The organism is Pantoea sp. PSNIH1 (assembly GCF_007680655.1).
GTDB lineage: Bacteria > Pseudomonadota > Gammaproteobacteria > Enterobacterales > Enterobacteriaceae > Pantoea > Pantoea eucrina.
Genome location: NZ_VEIP01000001.1, coordinates 1,395,604 through 1,416,244, shown reverse-complemented (window position 1 = coordinate 1,416,244; position 20,641 = coordinate 1,395,604). Strand labels below are relative to the sequence as shown.

Annotated in this window: 11 protein-coding genes and 1 tRNA gene; 5 read left to right on the top strand and 7 right to left on the bottom strand. The window is 58.2% G+C overall.

Annotation, left to right across the window (positions count from 1 at the left end):
* Positions 1 to 5 precede the first annotated feature (5 nt).
* Both ybcJ and folD read right to left on the bottom strand, forming a co-directional pair.
* Positions 6 to 218, bottom strand: coding sequence for a ribosome-associated protein YbcJ (gene ybcJ, locus FS690_RS06625; protein WP_039383070.1), 213 nt, complete (start codon positions 216 to 218; stop codon positions 6 to 8).
* The gene (folD, locus tag FS690_RS06620; protein ID WP_039383072.1) at positions 218 to 1,084 is read right to left on the bottom strand and encodes a bifunctional methylenetetrahydrofolate dehydrogenase/methenyltetrahydrofolate cyclohydrolase FolD; all 867 of its coding nucleotides are present in this window, start codon (positions 1,082 to 1,084) and stop codon (positions 218 to 220) included. The genes ybcJ and folD overlap by 1 nt, the downstream gene beginning before the upstream one ends.
* Before the next feature lie 175 nt (positions 1,085 to 1,259).
* On the opposite strand from folD, the gene FS690_RS06615 reads away from it, so the two are divergent.
* Both FS690_RS06615 and FS690_RS06610 read left to right on the top strand, forming a co-directional pair.
* A complete protein-coding gene (locus FS690_RS06615) occupies positions 1,260 to 1,763 on the top strand; it encodes a DUF1198 family protein (protein ID WP_108569674.1) in 504 nt (167 codons plus the stop codon).
* A 95-nt stretch (positions 1,764 to 1,858) separates the two neighbouring features.
* Positions 1,859 to 1,935, top strand: a tRNA-Arg gene (locus FS690_RS06610).
* Between the two features lie 193 nt (positions 1,936 to 2,128).
* On the opposite strand, the gene FS690_RS06605 is transcribed toward FS690_RS06610, so the two are convergent.
* Genes FS690_RS06605 through FS690_RS06585 form a run of 5 tightly spaced genes read right to left on the bottom strand, consistent with a single transcriptional unit; the run spans position 2,129 to position 9,283 of the window.
* Positions 2,129 to 3,553, bottom strand: coding sequence for a hypothetical protein (locus FS690_RS06605; protein WP_108569675.1), 1,425 nt, complete (start codon positions 3,551 to 3,553; stop codon positions 2,129 to 2,131).
* The gene (locus tag FS690_RS06600) at positions 3,554 to 3,808 is read right to left on the bottom strand and encodes a PAAR domain-containing protein (protein ID WP_094111777.1); all 255 of its coding nucleotides are present in this window, start codon (positions 3,806 to 3,808) and stop codon (positions 3,554 to 3,556) included. It abuts the gene before it with no gap.
* 50 nt (positions 3,809 to 3,858) lie between these two features.
* The gene (locus tag FS690_RS06595; RefSeq protein ID WP_145339221.1) at positions 3,859 to 4,560 is read right to left on the bottom strand and encodes a hypothetical protein; all 702 of its coding nucleotides are present in this window, start codon (positions 4,558 to 4,560) and stop codon (positions 3,859 to 3,861) included.
* A gap of 44 nt (positions 4,561 to 4,604) precedes the next feature.
* Positions 4,605 to 6,749: a DUF3274 domain-containing protein gene (locus FS690_RS06590; RefSeq protein ID WP_108569678.1), complete on the bottom strand. Its 2,145-nt coding sequence runs from the start codon at positions 6,747 to 6,749 to the stop codon at positions 4,605 to 4,607.
* Positions 6,746 to 9,283, bottom strand: a complete 2,538-nt coding sequence (locus FS690_RS06585) for a type VI secretion system Vgr family protein (protein WP_094111774.1) — start codon at positions 9,281 to 9,283, stop codon at positions 6,746 to 6,748. The genes FS690_RS06590 and FS690_RS06585 overlap by 4 nt, the downstream gene beginning before the upstream one ends.
* A 437-nt stretch (positions 9,284 to 9,720) precedes the next feature.
* Here FS690_RS06585 and FS690_RS06580 point away from each other — a divergent pair, with 437 nt between their 5' ends.
* The 3 genes from FS690_RS06580 to FS690_RS06570 are packed head-to-tail and all read left to right on the top strand — an operon-like array spanning position 9,721 to position 20,633.
* A complete protein-coding gene (locus tag FS690_RS06580; protein ID WP_145339220.1) occupies positions 9,721 to 11,412 on the top strand; it encodes a ShlB/FhaC/HecB family hemolysin secretion/activation protein in 1,692 nt (563 codons plus the stop codon).
* Positions 11,413 to 11,414: 2 nt separating this feature from the next.
* The gene (locus FS690_RS06575; protein WP_094111773.1) at positions 11,415 to 11,942 is read left to right on the top strand and encodes a toxin-activating lysine-acyltransferase; all 528 of its coding nucleotides are present in this window, start codon (positions 11,415 to 11,417) and stop codon (positions 11,940 to 11,942) included.
* 12 nt (positions 11,943 to 11,954) lie between these two features.
* A complete protein-coding gene (locus FS690_RS06570; protein WP_145339218.1) occupies positions 11,955 to 20,633 on the top strand; it encodes a hemagglutinin repeat-containing protein in 8,679 nt (2,892 codons plus the stop codon).
* Positions 20,634 to 20,641 lie beyond the last annotated feature (8 nt).

The window sequence follows — 20,641 nt, the reverse complement described above, 5'->3', positions numbered from 1 at the left end:
TTTTGCTATGCGACCACCGTTATGCGCTGGCCGGCAAACTCTACCGTCTGTCCGGCGACGATTTTACAGCGCTTGCGCGTTTCAATCGCCCCGTTCACGCGCACTTCACCTTCATCAATCACCGCTTTGGCCTGCGCGCCGCTCTCTACCCAGCCTTCCAGCTTCAGCAGATCGCACAGATCAACGTGCTGATGTTTACCCAGTGAGAAACTCGCCATTATGCTTCCTCCACGTCGTGATACGCTTCGCACGCCAGCAGCGTGTTTTCAATTAAAGTGGCTACCGTCATCGGCCCGACCCCGCCCGGGACTGGCGTAATGTAAGAGGCGCGCTCAGCGGCAGCGGCAAAATCAACGTCGCCCACCACTTTACCGCTCTCCAGCCGGTTGATGCCGACGTCAATCACCACCGCGCCTGGTTTGATCCAGTCACCCGGAATAAAACCGGGCTTGCCCACGGCCACGACCAGCAGATCGGCGTGCTCCACGTGATGGCGCAGATCGCGGGTGAAGCGGTGAGTAACCGTCGTGGTACAGCCTGCCAGCAGCAGCTCCATGCTCATCGGGCGGCCAACGATGTTAGACGCGCCGACCACTACGGCGTTCAGGCCATAGGTATCGATGTTATAACGCTCCAGCAGCGTGATAATACCGCGCGGCGTGCAGGGACGCAGTTTCGGCGCACGCTGGCAGAGGCGACCCACGTTATAGGGATGGAAACCATCCACATCTTTATCCGGCGTGATGCGCTCCAGCACCTTGACGTTGTCGATACCGGCCGGCAGCGGCAGCTGCACCAGAATGCCGTCAATCGCCGGGTCACTGTTCAGCTCATCAATCAGCGTCAGCAGCTCGCTTTCGCCGGTGGAGTCGGGCAGGTTATAAGCACGGGAGACAAAGCCCACCTCTTCGCAGGCGCGACGTTTATGCGTAACGTAGATCTGCGAAGCGGGATTTTCGCCCACCAGGATCACGGCCAGACCCGGCGCACGTTTGCCCGCCGCCAGGCGCTGCTGCACTTTTTCCGCAACTTCGCTACGCACCTGCTGCGCAATCGTTTTACCGTCAATAATTTTTGCTGCCATCAGAGAGGAAATCCATCTGTAGAGAGTTAAATCGGGGATGGTGCCTATTCTGGCAGAAGCGCGGGCAGCTGTCAGTCACAGTTTCAGCAGCCTGCGCGCTTTCAGGCTTTTTTCGTGGTGACGCGTGCCAGCCTGCATAGGTATGATATCTGCAGGACACTCTGGGAACGATGTAATGATCTGGATAATGCTTGCCACTCTGGCAGTGGTGTTTGTGGCTGGATTTCAGCTGATCACCGCCGCCTCACGTCACGCTGCCCAGCGGCTCAGCAAGCGGCTGCAGCTGCCGCCGGTACAGGTGGAGTCAATGCTCTCGATGATGGGGAAAGAGGCGGCGAAAGAGTTTACCGACTACCTCAGCCGCGATAACGAAACGCACCTGCATAATGGCGCAGCGGTACTGCTGATCTGGCAGGTACTGATTGTTGACGGCAGCGAAGAGAACAGCCAGCGCTGGCATGCGATCCTCAGCCGCGCCGGTTTCCCGGCACTCATCAGCCGCCAGCAGCTGCTGCTCGCGCTGGGCTTTCTGCGCCAGCTGGAGCCGGACAGCCAGGAGCTGCACGCGCTGCGTGAGCAATATAATGCGCGCTTTACGCCACAAGGGATTGAGCTGGAAGGGGAATCCACCGGCACCAGTAATCTCGTGTCGCTCAGCGAATGGCGCAAACGCCATTGATGCAAATTGGTTATTCCCGCAGCACTCCGCTGCACAGAAACGGCAAAAACGTTGACGTACCCGCTTCCCGACGTATAATCCGACCCAACTCCTCAGCGCCCTTAGCTCAGCTGGATAGAGCACCGGCCTTCTAAGCCGTAGGTCACAGGTTCGAATCCTGTAGGGCGCGCCAAGTCAAATCAAGCAGTTACGCCACTCCGCCAGCTTTCATATTTTCAGCATGGGACAGATTTGGGACACGACTGCCTGAGGGTCGCCGTCGCAGTTTTTCGCCGCTCTGTTAACAATAGCGGCTCAGCTATCTGAATTAACAATACAGTGACATAAGGATTTCAGACGCGGTTGCTGAAACCGTACAGTATGTTTTACTCATAATCGTAATAACTGTTGAGCTCAGCTTCTTTTTTATAACTTTTCCCGAGCATAAACCCGATAGATAAAAGCGTTAAGATTATCGGCATGATAAATACTGCGCTGCGGGTAAAGAAATCTTTTTCAAAGCTCCATCCCACCTCGATACTGATTGTCATAAGCAGCAGAGAGGTGGCAAGTATAAAACTGCAGCCAAGCAGACTGCCGCTCTTTTTGAGACTTTTGATGTAGGCAGGGCTGTAATTGTCCTCGGGCCGGGCAAGTTTCCCGTTCATTTGAAGAAACGTGATTTGCTCGCCTCTCTTCTCCCTTGCTGCCAGCAGCTGAGCACGTTCTCCGTTACGAACTGCCATGGCTGCCCAGTCCATCATCAGCCACTGATAGCCCGTCGTCCAGGTATCGGCTATCCGCATATTTTGCCAGCTCCGGACGTTAATTCCTGCATTGTTCTCCGCCAGGGAATTTTTCAGCAAATTAAGACTTTCTCCCTGCAGATCGCTGGTCCAGACGTGCCGCAGGTCAGCGGGCCTGACTTGCCCGGCAGACAGCAGTGCATTAATCCTGCGCTCAAGGTTATAAATTTGAGCGCTCATTCCTTTAAAACAGCAGACCGGCACTCTGTTTCCGCTTATTTGCCGGTAGCGGGAAAAGAGCAGTGCACAGGCATATTCACAAAAGTTACGATTATCGCCATCATGCAGTTCGGCAATTAACAGCAGACGAAATCCGTTAAACGACCCGTCTGTCCACTGCTGAACCAGTGACAGTTCAGGCATGTCGTCAAAATAGTGAAAGCTGGCATGGCGGAATGCGGCATGGAAAGAGCGGACCAGCGATGTGATGTCATCGCGAACAGATCCTGCTGTATTACCCATGTAGAGAAACAGTTCAGGACGTTCGGTGATGGCGTCAATCTGTGTCAGATCCAGCTGTTCCAGCAGGCGCTGCACTGTGACCAGCATCCGTCCCATGCCTGACCTTTCATCATCCTCAACGGAAAGCCTGAGGGGAATATCGCCATCCACCGGCATTTTCCCTTCAAGTCCGAGCATTTTCAGGGCTGCGTTATCAACCGGAAAGATTGAGGTGTGTTCAGCCAGCAGCGTCCATTCAGAAGCCCGTGATTGCCAGTCTGATTCAACACCGCAGTACGCAAGCTGCATCAAAAGACGCCAGCAACAGAGAATGTTGAAAAAAATAAAGCATAGCGAAACAACCGTCATGCAGACCGCAACAGGGAGCGCCAGTAATCGCCAGATAAGCATGCTGAGCGTTAGCTGCGCATTCTCAAGCGTCAGGGCACTGAACATCAGCATCAATATAAGGGCCACAATACCTGCAGCTATCGTAAACAGACGGGGAAAGCGTATTTCCGTTTTCTCCGGACAAGAGAGCAACGGCTTCCAGAAATATTTCATTTATCGCACTCCTGCTTCGGGCAAAGAGCTTAATAGCAGGCATCCGCACGCCACTTTGCAACGATGGGTCACAACGTGACGGCCGTTCATGATCCAGGCAGGATGCCCTTCAGCAGCAGCGGTTTCACCATGCTGACTGCACCGCGCTTTGTCGCCGATCAGCATTACCGGCTTACCATCGAACATCTCTCCTGAAGCTTCAGTAACATAGCCTCCCGCCGACAGGCGGTCTCCCAGTCGAATAACGCCATCCATGAAATATCCTTACTCTCTGTCCTGTTAAATTTATTTTTGTGCAAATGAAATCACATTCCCGCCTTCATATCGCACTGCATGCGGGTCCAGCCCGTATAGCCCTTTACCTCCGGCACCCGGGTCGGCAGATTCTGGAAGTTGGCGTAATACTGCTCCATTCTTACTGGCAGGATGCGGGGGTCGATATAAAGGAGACCCCAGCGCGAAACGTTCTCACCTTTGCCAGGACGAATAGCGTCCAGCCGGTCATAGTAAACTTTGCCTTTAAATGTATAGCTGTAATCAATCCCATCTCCGCCCGGCATGATGCGCGGATCGTCAAAAGGGTGAGAGGACATATAGAGGTGCCCCTGCTTCGTCAGCAGAAACCCCTGGTCGTTGACCACGGTCAGGGAAGCGATGTTTTTAGACTCCGGAGAATCAGAACCCGCCTCATCATCTTCACGCCCCTTGATCCACGAAGGGGTCCATGTTCTGCCATAGTCCCGGGACACGGTGAAATGCGCAGAGTCCCAGCTGGGAATGGCAATGTAGCGCTCGGAGGCATTGATATAGGGCTTGGTAAAGATGCGATAAAACTGTGACGATACCTCACTGCGGATATCGCGCTTCTCATCCACAAACCACAGGGCACCCTCGCAGGCGACCCCGTGCAGCTCCAGCCAGCGGTGGTTGTCAAAGCGGTACACCACCTGCACCGGCGTCTGCCGTTTCTTCAGCGGCTTGCCGCTGCAGCCGCTGGCAGTCAACATAATCAAAGCTGCCAGCGCTGTAATTACAGTGTGTTTCCTTAACGTTACCATCCTGTTCCCTCCGTTTTTTTCTTTGCCGGCACATCGCGATAGCCTGCCGGCTCCGGCATGTCCCACTGATGCACAGGCACTTCCTTATGATGCACCTCCGGATGCCGGGCGGGCTCTACGCGCGTTTTCGGGCCGAAATCATTCACCACGCCGAACTCACCGGCCGGCAAAGTTTGATCCGGTTTATTCATAAACTTTTTGGTTATATCTTCATTCAGCACGCCCGTTTTGTAATATTTCTTTGTATTGGCATCCGGATTAAACTCGTGCCGCCAGTCTGCGCGCTTGCGCAGATTGAGCCAGAAGGCGGGATCTTCAAAGGCCATGCAGTTACCGATGGCGAGGTCGTAGGCAACAGCCTTTTCCTGCACGTTCTGATCCATCACTATTGAAGAGTGCTGGCTGAACCTCACCGGATCGCCATATTTTTCCATCTCGTTGATTTCTTCGCTTGTTTTACGCCGCTTCAGCTGGTAGCGCTGCGTGCTGCTGCCGACCACGCGACCGGAGACAAACGCGGTGCCGTAATACCGGTTGACCGCAGCCAGCTCGGTTTCAGACAGCAGCTGACCGGAGCGATGCGGATAAACAAATCCGATCGCCGGACGAAACTCTGTCACCTGCCAGGCGTTCTCATACTCGCGGGCGGAGTAGTCGATATAGCGATCTTCGCCTCCAACGCCCGTTTTATATTTCATGTCCCCGCTGCGATCGTGCCCCATCAGGGTCAGCTCTATCACTTCAGGCAGGGCCTCGGCGTTTTCAGTCACGCCGCTTTCCATTGGATAGGCCACGTTAGTGGGCCAGCCGTCATACGTAAAATCTCCGGGCCGGAAAGCAGGCTTTTTGAAAGGCGCACCGGACGCGTTACCGCCCGTACTGTGGTGCTGACAGAACGCGCGCTGATAGAGATTGGGTATGCCGCCGGCGAGCGTATCAGGAATACCGCGCCAGCCGATGCCCTGCACACTGGACAGCGACACCGTGCCGTCATTCGGGCAGAAATAGTTATAAACCCGGCCGTAGTTATTGCGGCTGTAGCGGGGATCGCTGCTCCAGCGGTGTTTGCGCCACAGTGTGGTATCGTGGTACATGGCTGTGACAAACTCCGGCCGGTAGCAACCCGTGGCGTCATACTTTGGATTTGTGGCCATCAGCCGGCAGAAATTACGCAGCGTCTCCTGACGCCCGTGCGACGTCTGCTGCTTGCCGGGCAGCATATTTTCCATGAGCCGCGGATCAAGTGAGTAGGGGGAGTGGCAGAGGATGGCGCAGTCGGCAACCGGATAATCAGCTACCTGTTGCCTGACCAGCATATTCGCCAGCATGGTAATGATGGTGCCCTGGCTGTGCGCCACTATATTGATGGTGTCGTGACGTGTACTGGGGTTCTTTCTGATTTCCAGAATCAGATCTGCCAGCCGCTGAGCAGCAAAAAACTGATAAATGCGGTGCGGATTGCCATAAATCGGGTGGGTAAAGTCCCCGCCGTTAAGTTTGCGGCTGTAGATCCCCGCCATCCAGATGGCCCCGCCGTTCGCGCCGGGCCCCAGCATGTCAGGAATGCAGGTGGTTGCGTTAGCAAAGGTGCCGCCATTCTTCGCTGCTGCCAGGTTCAGCACGTTGCCGTAGTTATCGTTGCAGAAGCCGCGTCCCTCAGCGTTCAGCTTTTTCAGCCGTACCGGATCATCTTCCTGAAACGCATCGTAGGGGAGAACTGTTTCCAGCCCGAGGCGGGCGACCTCATCACGGTAGCGCCGCTGGTCTGCGTTATAGGTTTCACGATCGACCGGGCGATAGCCCCAGTAGAACGGAATAACCGGCGATCGCCCGCTGGCCGTCACGCGCTTTGGCGCATCTTTCAGGTCGGTTAATCCCTCAATTTCACTCCACTGGTGCGGGTACATGTCGTCGCGCGCCAGTCGGGTATTCAGCCCGGCAATAATCCCTTTCTCCTGCGTTTCGTAAGCTTCGCCGATGTCGTTGACGCCGTGTACAAGAATAACAATACAGGGCAGGGGGCTGTTTACAGGAAACTCCTGCATCAGCATACCGCCGGCGGTATCGCGATTAAGGCCGATGAAGCTGCCCAGTTCCGGATCGTTAAAGGCGCTGTTTTTTGAGGTGTGATGAGTCATCGCTTTGCCTCCCTGATAAGCGTAACAACCAGCTGTTCGGTCTCTGCAAGATCCAGCAGCGGAGAGTGCCCGGCAGCATCGGTGATACCCTCCACCGTGCTGCCGTCCGGCCGGGTAACGCGGAAGGGCTGGCTGACCAGCGGGTGTTTCCGGTCGCCGTTTCGGTACAGGCGTACACCGCGCGCCAGCGGGTTATCTTTAAACAGCGGATCGACAATTTTTGCCGGTTCCCCCTTCTGATAAACAAGAGTCGGCGCTTTCTGCTCAATGTGCGCCGGCGAGAATATCTCTACGCCGCCGTTCGGGTGCAGGCGGATCCCGCCGCCGCCGCAGTGCAGATACAGGCCTTTTTTGGCGCTTATCTGAAGCTCTCCGTTGACGCTGGCGATCTGCATGTTCCGATCGGCAAGCGCCGCCAGCTGGCCGCGCTGCGCCTGAAGCGTGATATCGCCAGACGCGGCAATCAGTTTGATGCCAAGCCTGCGCACAAAGGCGGAAATTCCCTGGCCCGCCGCGACAGAAAGACGTTTGAACACGCTGACGCTGCCGTTACTGCCGGCGGTGATCACCGCATCTTTACCGGCGGCGAGATGGAGGCTTTCAGGTGTTGCCTGTGCAATACCCGCTTCACCCCAGGAGAGAATGCCCGGCTGCGCCAGCCCGGAAACGGCCTGCTGCAGCGCCTGCTGCGGGGCAGTGTCAGCGCCGTCAGCGCCGGCCCCGGCGGCCGACGACTGCAGGCTGTAAGCTATGCTGAGCGCCTGCTCCAGATGCGCGATCGCGTCGGTCATCTCCAGCAGCGTTCCGCGTGCACCGGTCTGCGCGGCGGTCGTCAGGTAGATCCCCTTTGCGGCACGCACGGTGGCGTGATGATCGGTGCGCAACTCTGCGCCTTTACCGCGTGCTTTGCGACCGGTATCGACCATATGACCGAGGTTAAGCTGCGTTTTGCCGAACTCGGTTGATAGCTTGATGTGCTCATTGCCTGCCGCATCTTCCAGCCGGATTTTGTTCTTCCCCTTTGTCCGGATAACATTGCGCGTGCTGTTACTATCGTTAACGACGTCCGGATTTAGCGCGTCATGCAATACATGGGCAATGTAAGGCCGCTCGGGATCGCCACTTTCAAATGCGATTGCCACCTCCGTGTTGTCCAGCAGCGGAAAATGCACGCCATACTTATCGCCTGCGTAGATGCGGGCCAGACGGACAGGCATGCTTTCCCTGCCTTTCTCCCAGCTGGCGAGATCAAAACTGAATTTCACCCGATAGCGCCCCTGACTATCGGGACGGGCAAGGCTATCGTTCATAACGCTGCCGGAGACGCGGGCGGGAATCGTTCCTGAGATAACCGGTCTTGGCAGGCGCTCCGGCCGGAAAGCGGCGCGCTCACTACAGGGAATACCGCTGAGTGCCGTCTGATAGCCTGTTGCCCGGCTTGCGCGGCAGACGCTCTCAACGATAAGAAAGCCGGACATAAATGCTTCAGGCTGCTCGCCGTCGATTTCAGCCACCATGCCCGGCTGCAGTGCGGGATCGTCAGTGATGGCTTCCAGACACGTCCGGCCGGACAGATGGCGCTCATGGCGGATGCGGGCATAGTGCCAGGCTGTTTCAGCATCTCCGCCCTGAATGCTGCTCCACCGATCGCCCGTGCTATGCTGAATATCAGCGTAGTGATAATCGCTGCCTGTGGTGTAGGGAGCTTCACCGCTCATGTCCGCCTCATGTTCCGGCGGAATAAGCCGGCTTTGCCGGTAGTCGTAATTGCGCGTACGTACCGATGCAGGCACCACCGCTGAGTGGCAGCGCATCTGCCATATTGTCAGGGTATCGCCTGTTAACCCTGCTCCGGGCAGCGACTGAATTTTCGCGCCAGATAGGTAGCCTGCCTGCTGATCGGCAAATACGATGACGGTGATCTCTTCAGCAGTTTCATGTTTGCAGAAGCGGAACCAGATCCCGACTTCAGAAAGCAGACGCCGGATAAAACTCAGGTCACTCTCTCCCCACTGAACGATCATCTCACGCCTGGGGTAACGCCACTGCAGCAGGCTCATGTCAATCTCATAATCCCTAAAGCCGTGCGACTTCAGGACAGAATTGACGAGCTCGGGAACAGACGTCCGCTGATAGATAGCGTACCGGTGCGTGCTGGACATCAGCGCCAGAGGATGTTCGAGTGTGACTTCATACGTTGATTCGTCAACGCTGGTTGATATATGGGAAAGGCGGGTGATAACCCCATAAATTTTGCGTAATGTGTGCCAGCGATCCTTAGCAGGCCGAAAGAGGGAGCACGCCGTGGAACAGGCCCGCATCATAAAAACTGCCGGCTGCATCATCACTTTCTCAGGTGGTATATCCTGAACGGATGAAGTAAAGCGGATGATAAATCGATAGGGCTGGCTAAGGGACTCTCGCCCTTCGAAAGATTTAACGTCTGCAACGATCTCGCAGCTTTCAAAGGCGAGCAGATAGTGATTGAGCGAATCCGCAACGGCGAATGAGCCCGAACGTCCTGTCAGGGGCATAGATATCCTTATTTAGTTTGGCATTACAAACCATAAGGACAAGTGTAAATAATTACAGAGGGTTAGTATATTGTAAAATTTGATTTAATTCTGGCTCTGATTCCGACAGGGGAGAAGCATTGAACCCTGCAGGGCAACGGACTCTGGTCATGATTTTTTCGGTTTTCCGCCCCTATCCTGAGTCAGCAGACGGATGCGCTTTTGCCAGTAGTCCGGCCTTTCAGTAAATAATGGCCCTTTTTTTTGCCTCTCTCTACTCTCGCTGCTGCATAACATACATCCCGGAAAAATTAGCAGAATGATTAATCAGTCTGAATTATCTGGCTTAAAAAAAACCATACTGACGTTGTTATCAGGTCATTTTCGTGAATAATATGCGGCAATTTTTATATTAATTAATAAGATTTGCGTTTAGTTTACGTGACAAGGATTGTCTGATGGTTTCATCTGATACATCAATTACGCTCTGTTTCTCTTTTCTGGTTGCTGCTTTTATAACCAGCGAGGCCACTGCGGAGCCCTTGCCTGATGCAGGTGAACAGGTCCGGCAGCAGCAACAGCGCCAGCGGGCGCTGGAGCAGCAGATAGAGCCGAAAGCGCCTGATGTGCGACTTTCACCGCCCGCTTCTGGTTTTGGCCGCCTCTCTTTTCCTGCAGAAAAACCCTGCTTTCCTCTCACGCGTATCGTGCTTGAAGGGCAGCAGGCGCTGCCGCACTGGCTGCCGCTTAACGCTATTGCCAGCCAGGCGCAGGGAAAGTGCCTGGGCGGGCGCGGCATTAATCTGCTGATGAGTACGCTGCAAAACCGGCTGGTTGATCATGGCTATGTTACTACGCGGGTGCTGGCACCTTCGCAGGACCTTAACAGCGGCACGCTACGGCTGGTGATCCTGCCCGGTTACGTGCGGGAGGCCAGACTGACGCCGGGTAGCGATCGTTATCTGTGGCTCTACAGCGCATTTCCTGCCCGCGACGGTAATCTGCTGGATTTGCGTGATATCGAACAGGGGCTGGAAAACCTGCAACGGCTGCCGACCGTGGTAGCCGATATGTCGGTCGTGCCCGGTGAACAGCCGGGCGAGAGCGATATAGAGGTACGCTGGCAGCAGAAAAAGATGTGGCGCCTCGGTCTCTCGCTGGATGATTCCGGTACGCGCAGCACCGGACGCTATCTGGGTGGCGTCACGCTGTCGCTCGATAACCCTTTTGCGCTGAGCGATCTTTTTTATCTGTCGGCCACGCACGATCTGCAGGGCAAAGGCGGTAAAGGCAGCAAAAACGTCATCGGCCACTACTCGGTGCCGTTTGGATACTGGATGTTCTCCGCAACGGTCAGCGACTATGACTATCACCAGACGGTCGCCGGAGCCCATCAGGACTACCGCTATAGCGGAAAGAGTCAGAGCCTCGATTTACAGCTTAGCCGGGTACTGCATCGCAGCGGCTCGCAAAAAACCTCGCTGACCTATGACGTCCTGACGCGCGAAACCCGCAACTATATCAACGACACCGAAGTTCAGGTGCAGCATCGCCAGACGGCGGCGTGGCGTATCGGTCTGCAACACCGCCACTATATCCGCCAGGCGACGCTGGATGCGGGCATCAGCTATCAGCGCGGCACGCGCTGGTTCGGTGCCCAGCCCGCACCCGAGGAGTATTTCGGCGAGGCGACGGCGCTGAGTAAAATCGTTCAGCTCAATGCGCAGTTCAGCCTGCCGTTCAGCATCGGCAGCCAGCATTTTCGCTACGGTGCGCAATACCTGCGTCAGATGAGTAATACGCCGCTCACGCCGCAGGAGCAGTTTTCGATAGGTAACCGCTGGACTGTGCGCGGTTTCGACGGCGAACGCACGCTGAACGCGAGCCGCGGCTGGTTCGTCCGCAATGACATCGCCTGGAGTACGCCGCTGCCTGCACAGGAGTTCTACCTGGGCGCGGACTATGGCGAGGTGGGCGGCGCGGGCAGTGAGCTGCTGACCGGCCAGCATCTGGCGGGCGGGGTGGCGGGGCTGCGCGGTCAGGCCTGGAATACCGGTTATGACCTGTTTATCGGGACGCCGCTGTCGAAGCCTGACGGTTTACGCACCAGCAGCGTCACGCTCGGCTTCAACCTCAACTGGAGCTACTGAGAATGCGCGCAGGCAAGTATGAGGTTAAATCACCGCTGATTCTGGGCGGTGAAGAGAGTGAAGCGGAAATACTGGGATCGGCGGTGTGGCTCTGGATGCACTCGCCGCTGCATCGTGATGCGCCGCTGCACGCCCTGCCGACGCTGCTGCTGCCGATCATCAAACAGCGACAATATGTGCTGGTGGCTGAAGCCGGTACGCCGGTTTTTTTCTTCAGCTGGGCCTGGCTGAACGAAGAAGCCGAAGCGCTTTATCTTACACGGCCCGCTATCCATTTTCCGCCTGACGCGTGGAACAGTGGCACACGCATGTGGTGCTGCGACTGGATCGCGCCATTTGGCCATACCGTAGCGATGAGTCGCCTGATCCGGCGCGATCTCTTTCCTCATGCCTGCTGGCGGGCATTAGATCACCGCGGTGAGCAGCGCGGCAGGCGCGTATTCAGCTTTCATGGCAGCCGCGTGACCCATAAAGCGGCAAAAACGTGGCGCCAGCAGCATCCGCTCGCCGCCGCGTTACCGCAAATCTGATAAGGATATTAGATGAACAAAAATCGCTACCGCGTGATTTTTAACACAGTCCGCGGCATGCTGATGGTGGTGCCGGATATTGCTAAATCAGGCCGGGCCGGCAGCGCACGCGCGTCAGGTCTCAGCCACACGCTTAGCAGCCTCACTGGCCGAGTCGGCGCATTATGTTTTAGTCTCTGGCTGGCGATGGGCGTGATACAGCCTGCCAGCGCCGCCATTGTGGCAGATGCACAGGCGCCTGGCGGCCAGCGGCCCACGATAATAAACAGCGCCAGCGGTACGCCGCAGATCAATATCCAGACGCCCTCCGCAGGCGGTGTTTCCCGCAATACGTATAGTCAGTTTGATGTCGGAAAGCGGGGAGCGATCCTCAACAACTCCCACAAAAACGTTCAGACCGGACTCGGCGGTATGGTAAGCGGCAATCCCTGGCTGGCCCGGGGCGAAGCCAAAGTGATCCTGAATGAGGTTAACTCACGCAATCCCAGCCGCCTCAACGGCTTTGTTGAAGTCGCGGGTCAGAAAGCCCAGGTCGTTATCGCCAACCCGTCCGGGATCACCTGCAACGGCTGCGGATTTATCAATGCCAGTCGCGGCACCCTGACCACCGGACAGGCGCAGCTCAACAATGGCAACCTGACGGGCTTTAACGTTGAACGTGGTGAAGTGGTGGTCGAAGGGGCGGGGATGGACAGCTCACGCCAGGACTATACCGACATTATTGCCCGATCGGTGAAGGTCAATGCCAGCGTCTGGGCCAGGGATCTTCGCGTCACCACCGGACGAAACAAGGTGGATGCCGCACACCAGCAGGTCACGAAGCAGAGCGACGAGCCCGCTACAGAACCCCGGATGGCGCTTGATGTCTCCAGCCTGGGCGGCATGTATGCCGGAAAAATCCGTCTGGTCGGCACGGAGAGGGGCGTCGGCGTTCGCAATGCGGGCAATATTGGCGCGCAGGCGGGTTCGGTGGTTATCACCGCTGATGGCCGCATTGAGAACAGCGGCGCTATTCAGAGCCGTAGCGATCTGCAGCTCGCCGCGCGGCAAGGGGTCAGCAACAGCGGTACGATCTTTTCTGGCGGAAAAGCGTCGGTAACCAGTGCGGCAGATGTGCAGAACCGCGGCTCTGTTGTGGCACGCAATGACGTTACGCTGCAGGCTGGCAGCCTCAACAGCACGGCTTCAGGCGTTCTCGCGGCAGGTGTGCAGGATGACGGCAGGCCTGGTGAATCGGGCAATCTGACCCTGACGACAACGGGCCAGCTTCGCGCGCAGGGGAAAAACCTGGCCGGCGGCAGCCTGAGCGCACGCGGGCAGACTATTGACCTCAGCGGCAGCCGTACTGAGGGTAAAAACCTGACGCTCGACGCCCGCGAGGGCGATATCGCGACGCGCAGCGGCACCCTGACCGCGCAGCAGCAGCTCACCGCGCGCACCGGAAAAATGCTGAACAACGATGGCGCCACGCTGACAGCCAGCAAGCTCAACCTGCAGGCGCGCGATCTCTCCAGCCAGCAGGGTCAGATCCTGCAAACCGGGCGTGACGATCTCACGCTTAGTTTCGCGGGCAGCCTGAATAATCAGGGCGGCCGTATCGCGACTAACAGTGACAACCTGACGCTCAATGCGGCTGCGATCGATAACCAGTCGGGTGACATCACCCATACAGGCCGCGGCACACTGTCGATCACCACCGGTAATCTGCGCGGCAGTAAGGGATCGCTGCGCTCAAATGGTCAGCTCACCCTGCGCGGTGGCGATGTCGATCTTGATAGCGGCACCACCTCGGCCCGGCAGATCGATATCAACGCGGACAGCCTGGCGAACCGGCAGGGCTTTATCGCGAGTGAAGGCGATCTCAGCCTGCGAGGCGCACAGCTGGCTAATCAGCAGGGCGTTGTGAGGGCGGGTAAGACGCTGCGCGTCACGGCGGATGCGCTGCAGAACGGTCAGGGCAGGATAGTCAGTAGCGACACCGGGCATGTGGATGCCCGCTTACTGGATAACCGTAACGGCCAGCTGGCGGCGCAGCAGGCGCTAACGCTGCGCGGCGATACGCTCGATAATCGTGACGGCGGCCTTATCCAGAGCGGTGCGCAGCTTGATATCGGCGCAGAGACGCTGCTTAATCAGAACAGCGGCGAAAAAGGCGGCGTGATCAGCCAGGGCGACATGCTTATCCGCGCCGGACAGATAAACAATACGCAGGGTCTGATGCTGAGCGGAAACGCGTTGCAACTGGCGGCTGGCGGCCTGAATAATGTCGCTGGCACGCTGGTGGCACAGGAGCAGCTCAGCCTCGACACGCACTCCGCGTTCAACAACCGGGCAGGTCTGCTGCAGGGCGGTAGCGTGCTTATCGACAGCCACGGCGAGGCGATCGATAACCAGAGCGGCACCCTCTACAGCCTTAGCGATCTTCATCTGCACAGCGGCGCGATCGACAATCAGGCCGGAACCGTGGGCGCGAAAGGCGATCTTACGCTGCAGAGTGGTGAAGTGGATAACCGCAGCGGCGGGCGCATCGTCAGCGAGCAGGCGGCTTCGCTGGAAATGGCTCGTCTGGATAACCGTGGCGGAGAGATCCAGAGCATTGGCGATCTGCTGGTGAGTGCGCAGAGCATGATAGACAATGCGGGCGGCCTGATTCGCAGTGGCGCGAACGCCGTGCTGAACGCATTGCAGCTGAACAATCAGGATACTCAGGGTGATCAGCAGGGGATTGAAGCGGCCAGCCTGCGGATCAACAGCGACGATGTGTTCAATCAGCGCGGCATGTTACTGGCCGATCGGCAACTGACCATCAGCAGCCGTGGCTCGGTCGATAACCGGCAGGGTACGATTTCGGCCGGAGAAGATCTGCTGCTGCAGAGCAATGACCTGACGCCGGAGAGTCGCCTGCGCAGCTTCAGAGTGGCGCAGCCTCAGAGCAATAGTCTGACGCTGGAAAATCGGGAGGGCGTCCTTAAAGCGGGCCGATCGCTAACGATCCGTGCCGATCGCCTGGCGGGTGACGGACAGATCCTCTCCCTGGGTGACATCACGCTGGTCAGCCAGCAGAGCCTGAACAACCGTGGCGAGATGATTGCCAACGGCAATTTCAACTTCACAACCGCAGGCGATGTTGACAACAGCGGTAAACTGCTGGCGGGCGGCAAGCTCGATCTGCGCGCCCCCCACCTGCTGAACGCTGCCACCGGCGAAATCAATGCCGGACAGAACTGGCTGACGCTTAGCGGACAGCTGACCAACTATGGGCTGATCGACGGCAAACAGACGCTGCTGAAGGCGTCGGTGCTGACCAATACCGGCAGTGGCCGGCTCTATGGCGACAGCGTTGGCGTACAGGCTAATATTTTCAACAACCTGGCGGAAAACGGCACTGCCGCCACGCTGGCGGGACGTGAGCGGGTGGATATCGGCGTGCAGACGCTGAACAATCGTGACCACGGCCTGATCTACAGTGCCGGCGATATGGCGCTGGGCGGTGAGCTGAATGCTGACGGCCTGGCAACCGGCAGAGCGGGCACCCTCAATAATCACAGCTCCACCATCGAGTCAGCGGGCAACATGCAGATGGCTGCCGGTGAAATCAATAACGTCAACGATCGTTTCAGCACCGGGCTGGTAACCGTGTCTTCGGAGGCGATTACCGGGTATCAGCACTCGGGCGATACCGTTCGCTGGAAAGCTGGCGAGCCGGGCGTCTTTGTTGACCGCAACTCGGCCGACTCACTGCTTAATCTCAACACGCCAGGCAATACCGGCAGCAATAACGATAACTTCTACCAGTATGACTACACGCGTACGGTGCAGGAGACGCAGATCGCCGAAAGCGATCCGGCGAAGATTATCGCGGGCGGTGATTTGACGATAAACGCTGACCGCGTGCTGAATGATAAGAGCCAGATTATCGCGGGCAATACGCTGACAATAAACGCGCGCGATCTCAATAACGTCGAGGTGGCGGGCCAGCGAATCACGACTGACGTCGGTAAGGTGACTCACTACAAGCGCATCCGTCATAAAGGTGGCGACGAGCAGGGCGACAGCACATCGGATTACACGCCGCCGGACGTGATTGAGACGATTGCCCTGAAGCCAGGAGAGCTGGTCGATCACGGTGAACTGAGCGGCAACCCCCTTTCGCTCGTCCCACAGAGCACAGAGGGAACCGACGCCACGACGGGGCGTGCGGGCGGCGTGAATGCCCATATCACAGGCAGCATGCCTGACATTGCCGCGCTGCTTAAACCCGGCCAGCATTTTGATGTGCCCGGCAGCCAGGGGGAAAACGCGAGCGTGATCCGCATCGTCGGGCCCGATACGCGCCTGCCGGACAACAGCCTGTTCAGAACCAATCCCTCTCCCGGCGGGAAATATCTGGTAGAGACCGATCCGCGCTTTACTCAGGAGAAGCAGTGGCTGAGCAGCGACTATATGCAGGACGCCCTGACGCAGAACAGCGATAACGTACTGAAGCGCCTGGGTGACGGCTATTACGAGCAGCGGCTGATCCGGGAACAGGTCATGAACCTGACAGGGCAGCGCTACCTGGGCGGCTTTACCAACGACGAAGATCAGTACAAGGCGCTGATGAACAACGCTATCGCCTTTAGTCAGCGCTATCACCTGACGCCAGGCGTGGCGCTGACGCCTGAGCAGATGGGACTGCTGACAAAAGATATTGTCTGGCTGGTTAATGCGCAGGTCAGACTGCCGGATGGCTCCAGCCAGACGGTGCTGGTACCGCAGGTGTATGCGCGCATTCAGCCAGGCGATGTCGATGGCAGCGGTGCGCTGATTGCGGGCCGCAACCTCAACCTGAACCTGGGCGGTGGCCTGTTTAACAGCGGTACGCTGGCCGGGCGCGAAGTGGTGAAGCTGAGCGCCGGTAATATCACCAACATGGCGGGGACGATCAAAGGCGCCAGTGTCGATCTTCTCGCCCGCGCAGATATCAATAACATCGGCGGCGTAATCGGGGCAACCGACTCGCTGCTCGCCCACGCCGGACGGGATATCAATACCGTCAGCACAACCCGCAGCGTGAGCAGCCGGAACGGTGAAAACCAGTTCGACCGGACCACGGTGGATAGCGTGGCAGGCATGTACGTGCAGGGCGACGACGGCCGGCTGATACTGCAGGCCGGACGTGATATCACTCTCACGGCGGCGCAGGTGGTTAACAGCGGCGAAAATAGCCAGACGGTGATTAAGGCCGGACGCGATCTGACGCTCAATACTGTCAGTACGGCGAATCGGGACACGCTTGTCTGGGATAGCGATAACAGCCTGAAGCAGGGCAATACGCAGGAGATCGGCAGCGAAGTCGTCAGCAAGGGCGATCTCTCGCTGCTGGCAGGCAACGATCTCCATGCCCGCGCGGCCACCCTGTCGGCAGATGTTGCGCTGGCGCTGACCGCCGGACATGACGTCACACTGACAAACGGCGAGAACACGCGGGATCTGGACGAGCGGCAAAAGACGACGGGCAGCGGCGGCTGGCTGTCGAAGAGCACGACAACCACACGCGACCAGATTTCGCGTCAGACGGCGCAGGGGAGTTCGCTGAATGGCGACACTATTTCCGTGGCGGCGGGCAACGATCTGCGCGTACAGGGCAGCCAGATAGCGAGTACCGGCGATCTCTCCCTGCAGGCGGGCCACGATCTCAGCGTTACCGGAGCGACTGAACGCAACAGTGAACAGCATCTGGCGCAGGAGAAAAAGAGCGGGTTTTCCGGCACCGGCGGTATCGGCTTCAGTTACGGCAAACAGAGCCTGAAAACCACTGACACCGCGCAGGAGACGACCAGCCAGAGCAGCACCGTGGGCAGCGTGAACGGCAGCGTGTCGCTGACGGCGGGCAACCGGCTGGATATCAACGGCTCCGATCTTATCGCGGGCAAAAACCTGACGCTGGACGGCCGCGAGGTGAGCATCACCGCAGCGGAAAACCAGAGCAGCCAGACGCACCGGGTGGAGCAGAAAACCTCGGGCCTGACGCTGGCGCTTTCCGGCACGGCAGGCAGCGCGCTGAACACGGCGGCGCAGACGGTGCAGGAGGCGAAGTCTGCCGACAGCGGACGGCTGGCGGCGCTGCAGGGTACTAAAGCGGCGCTCAGCGGCGTGCAGGCGGTGCAGGCCGGCCGGCTGGCAGAGGCGCAGGGCGACAGCCCGGAGAACAACAACGCCATCGGCGTCAGCCTCTCTTACGGTAGCCAGTCTTCCACTTCCACACAGCGCAGCGAGCAGCGCACCGCACAGGGCAGCAGCCTGACGGCGGGCGATAATCTGAGCGTGGTGGCGCGCGGCAGCGGCGTGAAAGGCGACAGCGGCGACCTGACGGTGCAGGGCAGCCAGCTGCAGGCGGGCAGAGACCTGCTGCTGTCGGCGAACCGGGACCTCAACCTGCTTTCGGCCGCGAACACCTCGTCGCTGGAGGGTAAAAACGAGAGCCACGGCGGCACGGCGGGCGTGGGCATCGGCGCGGGTCAGGGCGGCTGGGGCATCAGCGTCTCCGCCAGCGCAAATAAGGCAAAAGGCAGCGAACAGGGCAGCGGCGTCACCCACACAGAAACGCAGGTGAGCGCGGGCCGTGAGGTGACGCTGATAAGCGGGCGCGACACCACGCTTCAGGGCGCGCAGGTGAGCGGCGAAAAAATCAGGGCGGACGTGGCGCGCAACCTGACGCTGACGAGCGAGCAGGACAGCGACCGCTACGACTCGAAGCAGCAGAGCGCCAGCGCCGGGGGCAGCTTCACCTTCGGGTCGATGACCGGCTCGGCGAACGTGAACCTGAGCCGGGATAAGATGCACAGCACCTGGCAGAGCGTGGAGGAGCAGACCGGCCTGTTCGCGGGGAAAGGCGGCTTTGACGTGACGGCTGGAGGACACACGCAGCTGAACGGCGCGGTTATCGGCTCGACGGCGACGGCGGATAAAAACCGTCTGGAGACGGGCACGCTGGGCTGGCGCGACATCGAAAACCGGGCGGACTATAAGGTGGAGCATCAGAGCGCGGGCGTGAGCACCGGGGGCAGCATCGGCGGCCAGTTTGCGGGGAACATGGCGAACGGGCTGCTTACGGGGGCGAACCACAGCGGCAGCGGCAGCTCGCTGACGAATGCGGCGGTGAGCGGGGGCGCGCTGGTTATCCGCGACGGAGATAAGCAGTCGCAGGACGTGAGCGGGCTGAGCCGCGACGCCGCGCACGCGAACCAGACGCTGTCGCCGATATTCGATAAAGAGAGGGAGCAGAACCGGCTGCAGGCGGCGCAGCTGATAGGTGAGATAGGCAACCAGGCGGCGGACATCGCGCGCGCGGAGGGGCAGATAAGGGCCACGAATGCCGGTAAGGCGGAGCTGGCCTCGAAGGATATCAGAGAGCCGGGCGAAGGCGCGCCGAAGGCGAAGTGGGCTGACTACAACAAAGCGCTGGCCGCAACGGACAGCTATAAAGCCGCCGCGGCGCCTTTTGGCACCGGCAGCGCCCTTCAGCAGGGTATTCAGGCGGCGACGGCTGCGGTGCAGGGCCTGGCGGGGGGCAGTCTGGCGCAGGCGGTAACGGGCGCGGCGGCACCGTACCTGGCAGAGGTTATTCATAAACAGACGCTGAATGCGGACGGTTCGGTGAACGTGCAGGCGAACCTGATGGCGCACGCGGTGGTGGGTGCGGTGACGGCTTACGCGGCGGGGAACAGCGCGCTGTCGGGAGCGTCGGGGGCGGCGATGGGCGAGTACATCGCACAGCAGATGTATCCGGGCACTGACCGCAGCGACCTGACGGAGACGCAGCGCCAGACCATCAGCGCGCTGGGGACGCTGGCGGCGGGCCTCGCGGGCGGAGTAGCGGGCGACAGCACGGCGGGCGCGGTGGCGGGCGCGCTGGCGGGGAGGAATGCGGTTGAGAATAATTCTCTCGCTGATATCGCTCAGGCGCAGTCTGAAGGCAAGACGCTTGAGCAGAAGGCCGGTGAGTACGTTGAGGCCGAAAACGAGCGCTATAAGAAGGCCAACTGTGGCGGCATGAGCGCCGAAACCTGCTCAGTGAAAATGTACAACGAGCGGCGTGAAGCGCTGAAAGCAACGGCTTCGCTGAGCGTTGATTTTGTACCGATTGTGAGCGATATCAAAGGTTTTGCGGAGGCGCAGTCGGCTATTGACTATCTGGCAGCGGTGGTGGGTATTATACCGGGTGCAGGTGATGTTGCCGGTAAGGCCATTAAAGCGGCAGAAGTAGCACTGAAGAAAGGCGATATAGCGGAGGCATCGAAGCTGATCAATAAGGCCAGCGATGAAGTCTCTGCTTATAACATTGCAAACTATCCAAAGTTAAAAGATGAACTCAGGCAGCAGAATCTGAATAATATTGCGAAGCAGGATACGAGACTGGCAGCCGTTATTAAAGGTGATAATGGCAAGCTAAATTATGGTATTGGCTCAGGAACATCAGCAGAAGCCGATCAGTTAGGTAAAATCTGGGTTGGCGATGGAGCAAGACTTACCAGTGATAAATCTGGATTAATGAGTGCTGATGGTACTCGTGTATATCGTTTTCCTGCTTCAAAAGATAATAGTTCATATGCAACAACTGGTACTCAGGCTAATTTTGAAACGTTTAAAATAGATCCTGCTACCGGCGACAAAACTAAGATCGGTAATGGCCATCTGGATATCAAATAGGAAATAAA